At 69.7% G+C, this 8,284-nt stretch carries 6 protein-coding genes and 1 pseudogene; all 7 read left to right on the top strand.

Features of this window, described 5'->3' with window-relative positions:
- Nucleotides 1-428 precede the first annotated feature (428 nt).
- A complete protein-coding gene (locus ACRDSQ_RS08450; protein WP_431420217.1) occupies nucleotides 429-1,070 on the top strand; it encodes a dTMP kinase in 642 nt (213 codons plus the stop codon).
- 37 nt (nucleotides 1,071-1,107) lie between these two features.
- Nucleotides 1,108-1,785 carry an MtrAB system response regulator MtrA gene (gene mtrA, locus ACRDSQ_RS08445; protein WP_054056022.1) on the top strand — a complete coding sequence of 226 codons (678 nt, stop codon included), beginning with the start codon at nucleotides 1,108-1,110 and terminating at the stop codon, nucleotides 1,783-1,785.
- A gap of 10 nt (nucleotides 1,786-1,795) precedes the next feature.
- Nucleotides 1,796-3,469, top strand: a complete 1,674-nt coding sequence (gene mtrB, locus ACRDSQ_RS08440) for an MtrAB system histidine kinase MtrB (protein ID WP_431420216.1) — start codon at nucleotides 1,796-1,798, stop codon at nucleotides 3,467-3,469.
- Complete coding sequence (locus tag ACRDSQ_RS08435; protein ID WP_431420214.1) at nucleotides 3,466-5,193, top strand: LpqB family beta-propeller domain-containing protein; 1,728 nt, start codon at nucleotides 3,466-3,468, stop codon at nucleotides 5,191-5,193. The genes mtrB and ACRDSQ_RS08435 overlap by 4 nt, the downstream gene beginning before the upstream one ends.
- A gap of 73 nt (nucleotides 5,194-5,266) precedes the next feature.
- On the top strand, nucleotides 5,267-5,911 hold the full coding sequence (locus ACRDSQ_RS08430; protein ID WP_431420212.1) for a ComF family protein: 645 nt from the start codon (nucleotides 5,267-5,269) through the stop codon (nucleotides 5,909-5,911).
- A 510-nt stretch (nucleotides 5,912-6,421) separates the two neighbouring features.
- A complete protein-coding gene (gene hpf, locus ACRDSQ_RS08425; RefSeq protein WP_431420210.1) occupies nucleotides 6,422-7,081 on the top strand; it encodes a ribosome hibernation-promoting factor, HPF/YfiA family in 660 nt (219 codons plus the stop codon).
- Nucleotides 7,082-7,321: 240 nt separating this feature from the next.
- Nucleotides 7,322-8,284: pseudogene (locus ACRDSQ_RS08420) on the top strand (preprotein translocase subunit SecA); the annotation flags it as partial.

Below are 8,284 nucleotides of genomic sequence, written 5' to 3'. Positions count from 1 at the left end.
GTCGAGGGCCCGTTCAAGTCGGAGCACTACCGCTACTGAAGTCCCGGCGTTTCCCCGGCCCCGGCACGCAACCCGCGTGCCGGGGCCGGCGTCTATCCGGAAGAAAGTTTGGCAGACATGTAACGCGGCGGGCCGCCGTAGCGATCATGCAAAGTTCTGGCCTGAGCGAGGGGTGGGCCAGAGCACCTGCCGCCCGCGGGCGGATGACGCCGGTGGAGGGGACATTCCACGAATGGGGTACGGGGAACGTCTCGTCCACCGGCGTCCAGGTTCAGCGTGGTAAAACCGTTCTTGCGGAGGCTTAGAGAGCCGAAGAAGTGAGCCCGAAGCGTGTCCGGACGGTCACCCTTCGGGCTTCGCGCTGCCCAATGGTGGCAACAGCGGGGCTGGCACGATCGAGACACCGCAGCCCACGTAGGGTTTCCGGCGTGGGTCGACTGATCGTCATCGAGGGGCTGGACGGCGCGGGCAAGCGCACGTTGGCCGAGAAGCTGACCGCCGCTCTCACCGAGCGCGGGGCCAAGGTCATCACCAAGGCGTTCCCCCGCTACGGCAAGTCCGTGACCGCGGACCTCGTCCTCGACGGCCTCCACGGCAGGCTCGGCAAGCTCGGCGAGTCCGTCTACGGCACCGCCGTCCTCTACGCCCTGGACCGCCAGGGCGCCGCCGCCGACCTCCAGTTCGCCATCGACACCTCCGACGTCCTGCTCCTCGACCGCTACATCGCCTCCAACGCGGCCTACGGCGCCGCCCGCCTGCACGAGGACGCCGACGGCGAGTTCGTCGAGTGGGTCCGGGCCCTGGAGGTCGACCGGTTCGCCCTTCCCGCGCCGCACGCGCAGCTTCTGCTCCGCGTTCCGGCCGAACTCGCGGTCGCCCGCGCCGAGCACCGGGAGAAGACCGAGGCCCGCGCGCGGGACAAGTGGGAGGCCGACGGCGGGCTCCAGGCGCGCTGCGCCGCGGTCTACGACGGGTTGGCCGCGAAGGGCTGGCTCTCCCCGTGGCACGTCCTCGACGGGACCGCCGACACCGACTTCGCCGCCCTCGCCGCCACCCTGCTTGAGCCCTGATCCACGCGCTGACCGCGCGCAATGCGACGATGTGCACATGAAGGCACGTGTGCTGGTAGTGGACGACGACCCGGCTCTGGCCGAGATGCTCACCATCGTGCTGCGCGGCGAGGGCTTCGACACCGCCGTGGTGGCCGACGGTTCCCGTGCGTTGCCCGCGCTGCGTGAGCTCAAACCCGACCTGGTGCTGCTCGACCTGATGCTTCCGGGCATGAACGGGATCGACGTGTGCAAGGCGATCCGCGGCGAGTCGGGCGTGCCGATCGTCATGCTGACCGCCAAGAGCGACACCGTCGACATCGTCCTCGGGCTGGAGTCCGGCGCCGACGACTACGTCGTCAAGCCGTTCAAGCCCAAGGAGCTCGTCGCCCGCGTGCGCGCCCGGCTGCGCCGCACCGAGTCCGAGCCCGCCGAGACCCTCGGCATCGGCGATCTGACCATCGACGTGCCCGGCCACGAGGTCCTGCGCGACGGCAAGGCCATCCAGCTCACCCCGCTGGAGTTCGACCTGCTGGTCGCCCTCGCCCGCAAGCCGCGGCAGGTGTTCACCCGTGAGGTGCTGCTCGAGCAGGTGTGGGGCTACCGCCACGCCGCCGACACGCGCCTGGTCAACGTGCACGTCCAGCGCCTGCGCTCCAAGGTCGAGCGCGACCCGGAGCACCCCGAGGTCGTGCTGACGGTCCGAGGTGTGGGCTACAAGGCGGGCCCTCCGTGAGAGAGCTGAGTTGAGCGCGTTCCTCACCCGGCAGCTGCGCGCGCTCGTCGTCGCGGCGACCAGGCTCGTCGCGACGGGCAGGCGCCGCTCCGCCGCGTTCGGCGACCTGTGGCGCCGGTCGCTGCAGCTGCGGGTCGTGGTCAGCACGCTGGCGCTGGGCTCGGCTGTCGTGTTCGTCCTTGGCATGGTGTTGCAGAGCCAGATCACCGAGCGGCTCGTCGGCGCCAAGGAGACGGCCGCGGCCGAGCAGACCCGGGCGGCCGTGCAGGTCGCCGAGCGGGAACTCGTCGGCATCAGCGCCACCTCGGACGTCACCAACCGGCTCAAGGGCGCGCTCAACAAGCTCACCACCGCCTCACCCGACCAGCAGTCACCGTCGGGGTCGGCGGGCGCGTTCGAGCCGGTGCTGGTCAGCGACTCGATCGGCTCGACCGCGACCGACATCGACGTGGCCGGGCCGTATGAGGACGTGCCGAAGTCGCTGCGCGAGTTCGTGCTGTCGAGCAACAACAACACCGTCTCGCAGATCTACACCGTCGACCGCGGCGGTGAGCGGGTCACGTTCCTGATGGTCGGCGCCCCGGTCACCACCGCGTCACCGGCGGTCCAGCTCTACATGCTCTACCCGCTGACCGCCGAGCAGCGCACGATCGGCGTCGTGCAGAGCACCCTGCTGGTCGGCGGCATGGTCCTGATGCTGCTGCTCGCGGGCATCACCAACCTGGTCACCCGCCAGGTCGTGCTCCCGGTCCGCCGCGCCGCTCGCGCCGCCGAGCGGTTCGCCGACGGTGAGCTGGACGAGCGCATGGTCGTGGCCGGGGAGGACGACGTCGCCCGGCTGGCCCAGTCCTACAACGAGATGGCCGAGAGCATCGAGCGGCAGATCCGCCAGCTCGAGGAGTTCGGCCAGCTGCAGCGCCGCTTCACCTCCGACGTCTCGCACGAGCTGCGCACCCCGCTGACGACCGTCCGCATGGCCGCCGACGTCCTGCACGCTTCGCGCAAGCAGTTCCCGGCGGGCCTGGCCCGCTCGACCGAGCTGCTCGTCGACGAACTGGACCGGTTCGAGACCCTCCTCGCCGACCTCCTCGAGATCTCCCGACTCGACGCGGGCGTCGAGGAACTTGTGTCCGAGTACTCCGACATGCGCGCCATCGCCCGCCGCGCGGTGGAGTCCGTCCGGGTCATCGCCCGCCGCTCCGGCTCCGAGGTGGTCATCGACCTGCCCGACGACGAGGTCGTCGCCGAGGTCGAGCCGCGCCGGGTCGAGCGCATCGTGCGCAACCTGCTGGCGAACGCGATCGACCACGGCGAGGGCAGGCCGGTCGAGCTGTGCCTGGCCGCCGACGACGACGCTGTCGCCATCACGGTCCGCGATCACGGCGTCGGCCTGCGCGCCGGCGAGGCCGAACTGGTCTTCAACCGCTTCTGGCGGGCCGACCCCTCACGTAACCGGCACACCGGCGGCACCGGTCTGGGCCTGGCGATCAGCTTGGAGGACGCGCGCCTGCACGGCGGCGGCCTCGACGCGTGGGGCGAGCCGGGGGAGGGAGCCTGCTTCCGGCTCACACTGCCCCGACGCCAAGACGAGGAGTATTCGGACAGTCCCCTGCCGCTGCCCCCGGTCGAGTCGTCGACCGCCGCGCCGCAGCCGCAGAGCGTGCCGGAGGAGGTGTCGCCGTGAACCGCCTGCTCGTGGTCATCATGGTGTTCGCGAGCCTGCTCACCGGCTGCGCCAACATCCCCGACCGCACCCCGCCGAAGGTCGTCCTCGACGCCCCCGGACCGCAGGAGCGGGTGGTCCGCAAGCCGACACCGGACCTCGACCCGCTGTCGCTGGTGCAGGAGTTCGTGTTCCGCGCGGGCACCCCGGACGCGGCCCGCACCTATCTCACCGACGAGGCCAAGCAGCACTGGCCGCGCATCCCGGAGCCGACGATCCTGCAGGACGGCTTCAAGACCCCGCCCGCGCCGATCCAGGACACCCGGCCCGCCCAGGGCTCCGACCCTGAGGAAAAGGTCGTCATGCTGACGGCGACCCAGATCGGCAGGCTCAAGGCCGACCGCGCGTTCTACCCGGGCGTCCAGCCGGTCGAATACCGCATCGTCGTGCGCCGCCAGCCGGACGGCCAGTGGCGCATCTCGACCCCGCCGGACGTCCTGCTCATCGAGCAGACCAAGTTCGACGCCGCCTACCGCCGGGTCAACCTGCAGTACTTCGACCCGGAGCAGCGGGTCATGGTCTCCGACCCCCGCTACGTTGAGATCGAGCCGAGCGAGGGCATCGAGGGCCGGGTGATGCGCCTGCTCCTGGCGGGCCCGTCAGACTCCCTCAAGGGCGCGGTCCGAAGTCAGCTGGAAGGCGTGGACCTGCGCACCAACGTCGTCCGCGAGAACGACGGCGCGATCCTGATCAACCTGACCCAGGTCGACAAGTCGATCGAGGACCGCCAGCGGATGGCGGCCCAGATCGTCAAGTCGGTCTCCGAGGTCACCACCAGCCCGCTCCGGCTCACCACCGAAGGCCGCGAACTGGTTCCCCAACACGGCGACTGGCGACCAGCCGACGTGGGCTCGTACGACGTCCTGGCCAACCCGAAAGCGGACTTGCTGGGCTTGGTGGTCGCCGGTCGCACGATCCGCTCGATGCGCGACGGCAAACCCATCGAGGGCCCCGCGGGCGCGGGCGCGTACGACATCGTCAGCGCCGCCCAGTCCCTCGACGGCAGCCAGCTCGCGGTGGTGCACCGCACCCCCAATGGCATGGGCCTGCGCATCGGCAAGATCAACGCCGAACTCCCGGAAATCGGCCTCCCACCCGCCGCCACCCTCACCCGCCCCACCTGGCTGCTCGGTGACGCCAATGGCGGCGGCGAGGTCTGGACGGTGCTGGACGGGACCGTGGTCGTGCGGGCCGTGCGAACCTCCGAAGGCACCTGGGAAGACCTTTCCGTGGACGCCTCGGAGCTGACGGCCGACGGCGGCACCATCACCCAGCTCCGCCTGTCCCGAGACGGCGTCCGGGTGGCGGCGGTGGTCAACGGCGAGGTCAAGGTCGCCTCGGTGGTCCGCACCAACGACGCGGTGGCGATCCGCCTCCCGCGCACCCTGCAGGGCGGCAAGGTCAAAGAGGTCATCAGCCTCGACTGGCTCAACAAGGTGGCGCTGATCGTCGCCACGGAGTCGAACACCATGCCCGTGGCGAGCCTGCCCATCGACGGCCTGACGGTGAACCCGTACAACAGCTCCACCCTGACCCTGCCCGTCACCGCGATCACCGCCGCACCGAGCAGACCGGCCGTGGTGACCGACGGCTCCGGCATGTGGTCGACCCAGGAGGCCGGGAAGGTCTGGCAGGCCCACCAGCACAGTCAGGGCCCCGGCTCGCAGCCCTTCTTCCCAGGCTGAGCCGCATCCAGTTGTCCACAGGCCTTGTGGACAACGGGAGCCTGCTGTCGGTGCCGCGGGCGATCGTCAGTCCATGACCTTTCTGGACCTGATCCTCCCGAGGCGCTGCGCGGGCTGCGACGCCCCCGACACCCGCTGGTGCCACCACTGCGCCCGCACGACCACCACCCTGAGATCGGTGGAGCGAAGCTCGCTCACCACCCCCGCCTACGCCCTGGCCCCCTACGCGGGCCCGGCGCGTAGGCTCGTCCTCGCCTACAAGGACAACCGACGCGAACTCGCTCCCATCCTGGGCGGCGGCCTCGCCGACGGCCTCATTCGACTTGCGGAGCAAGCCCCGGCGTGGGCCGACGATGTCTGGCTGATCCCGGCGCCGTCCAGAGCCGCAGCGGCGGCGGGCAGGGGCGGCAACCACATGCTCCGAGCCGCGGACCACACCGCTCGGGAACTCGCGCGGCAGGGCATTCCCGCGCACGTCGCGCCCGCGCTCCGGGTGAGCGGGACCAGGGATTCGGTCGGCCTCACCCCAAGCCAGCGAACCGCGAACCTGCGCGGTGCCGTGTCGGTCATCCGGCGGAACACGCCTCCGCCCGGCACCCCCACGATCCTCCTCGACGACGTGGTCACGACCGGTGCGACAGCCGCCGCCTGCGTGCGCGCACTCGGCGAAGCGGACATTCCGGTGGTCGCGATCCTCGCTTTCACCGACACGGTCTAAGCCACCGAATACACCCACACGGGTGAACCTGGGTCCGGGAACCAAGCCGCGCCGACAGCCGTTGGCCATGTATGAGGCGTCACGCGAACCGACCGGAGACTCCATCGGAGGTACGCACGTTTCAGGCGTTTGCAGCAACCTTCTACGCCGCTCAGTGGGCCAGTTTGCGCCAACGGGGTGAATCACCAGCCACCCGTCCGGCGGCGTGTCGCGGTGCAGGGCCTTGGCTACCTGCGAGGCAGTCGCACGGCGTGATTCTCGGTCGCTCTCGGATGTCCCCCGCCTCGGGGGCTGTTGCAGAACCGAAACCCGAGCTAGCGTTCAGCGCTATCAGCGTTCCCGTTCGCAGGGAGGAGGCGATCAGCCCATGACCCTGGCGCCGGTGGAGCGCTGAACCTCCCGGAGATCTCTCTCCCCAGGTCACGCCCCCGCTCTGGACGTCGAATCCAGACATACCGGCGCCGCAGTTTCGGCGGATCCAAGGCTCGCAAGCAGCGAGGGAGGTCGTGTATGGACATCGTGGTTAAGGGCCGTAACGTCGAGGTGCCGGAGCATTACCGAGTGCACGTCGAGGACAAGCTGACCCGAATGCAGCGGTACGACCGCAAGGTCATCCGCTTCGACGTGGAGCTGTTCCATGAGCCCAACCGCAGGCAGTCGAAGAACTGCCAGCGGGTCGAGATCACCGGCAAGGGCAAGGGCCCGGCGGTTCGCGCCGAGGCATGTGCGGGCGACTTCTACGCCGCGCTGGACCAAGCCGTGGCAAAACTCGAGAACCGGCTTCGCCGATCGCACGACCGCAGGCGTGTTCACCACGGGCGACGCAGCCCCGCCTCGGTCGCCGAGGCGACATCCGCCGTCGCGAACGGCTCGCGCGAGACCAACGGCAGGCGAGCGGCGCAGCTCGCCGTGCTGGACGCGCCCGAATTCGAGGGGATGCCCGAACTCCCCGAGCAGCAGCGCTGGGAGGACCAGGCTGCCGACAATCTGCCAGGGCGCGTAGTCCGGGAAAAGGAGCACCCGGCCAAGCCCATGACCGTCGACCAGGCCCTCTACGAGATGGAACTGGTCGGACACGACTTCTACCTCTTCGCCGACGCGGACTCGGGAACTCCCAGCGTCGTGTACCGCCGCAGGGGATTCGACTACGGCGTGATCAAGCTGGTCTGATCCGGCCCGCCCACGACCGATCGGTGCCCCGGAGCGTGTCGGCTCCGGGGCACCGGCGTGTCCGGGGCCGGAGTACGGAACCATCGGGGGCGTTGAGGCGTTTGTCCGGAGGTGGAGCCGAGCCGGGTACCCTGCGCGCTGCCGACAAGCGTCGGTGCACGCTGCGGCGTCGGTTGCCTACGATGACGTACAGGAGCGTCCGCAGCGGGCGCACGACTATCAGCTAGCGAGGTCGACCGGATGGTGCTGTCCCGAATTCTGCGCGCGGGCGAGGGCAAGATGCTCAAGCGTCTGCGCAACATCGCAGCGCACATCAACTCGCTCGAGGATGACGTCGCGGGTCTGACCGACGACGAGCTGCGCGGCAAGACCGAGGAGTTCCGCAAGCGCTACGCCGAGGGCGAGACCCTCGACGACCTGCTGCCCGAGGCGTTCGCCGTGGCGCGGGAGGGTGCGAAGCGGGTCCTGGGCCAGCGGCACTTCGATGTCCAGCTCATGGGTGGCGCCGCACTGCACCTCGGCCAGGTCGCCGAGATGCGCACCGGTGAGGGCAAGACCCTGACCTGCGTGCTGCCGTCCTACCTCAACGCCTTGGCGGGCGAGGGCGTCCACGTCATCACCGTCAACGACTACCTGGTCAAGCGTGACGCGGAGTGGATGGGACGCATCCACCGCTTCCTCGGCCTGACCGTCGGCGCGATCCTGTCGGACATGACCCCGGCGGAGCGCCGCGAGGCCTACAACTGCGACATCACCTATGGCACGAACAACGAGTTCGGCTTCGACTACCTGCGCGACAACATGGCGTGGAGCCTCGACGACATGGTCCAGCGCGGCCACCACTTCGCCGTGGTCGACGAGGTCGACTCCATCCTGATCGACGAGGCCCGCACGCCGCTGATCATCTCCGGCCCGGCCGACCAGTCCTCGCGCTGGTACCAGGAGTTCGCGCGGCTCTCGCCGATGCTGAAGAAGGACGTCCACTACGAGGTCGACGAGCGCAAGCGCACCGTCGGCATCACCGAGAAGGGCGTGTCGCTGGTCGAGGACCAGCTCGGCATCGAGAACCTCTACGAGGCCGCGAACACCCCACTGGTGGGCTACCTGAACAACGCGCTGAAGGTCAAGGAGCTCTACAAGAAGGACAAGGACTACATCGTCCGCAACGGCGAGGTCCTGATCGTCGACGAGTTCACCGGCCGC

Origin of the sequence: Actinokineospora sp., from assembly GCF_050699995.1 — a bacterium.
In the GTDB taxonomy this organism is placed as follows: Bacteria; Actinomycetota; Actinomycetes; order Mycobacteriales; family Pseudonocardiaceae; genus Actinokineospora.
The sequence above is the reverse complement of the archived record's forward strand: the minus strand, read 5'-3'. Positions and strand labels throughout refer to the sequence as shown.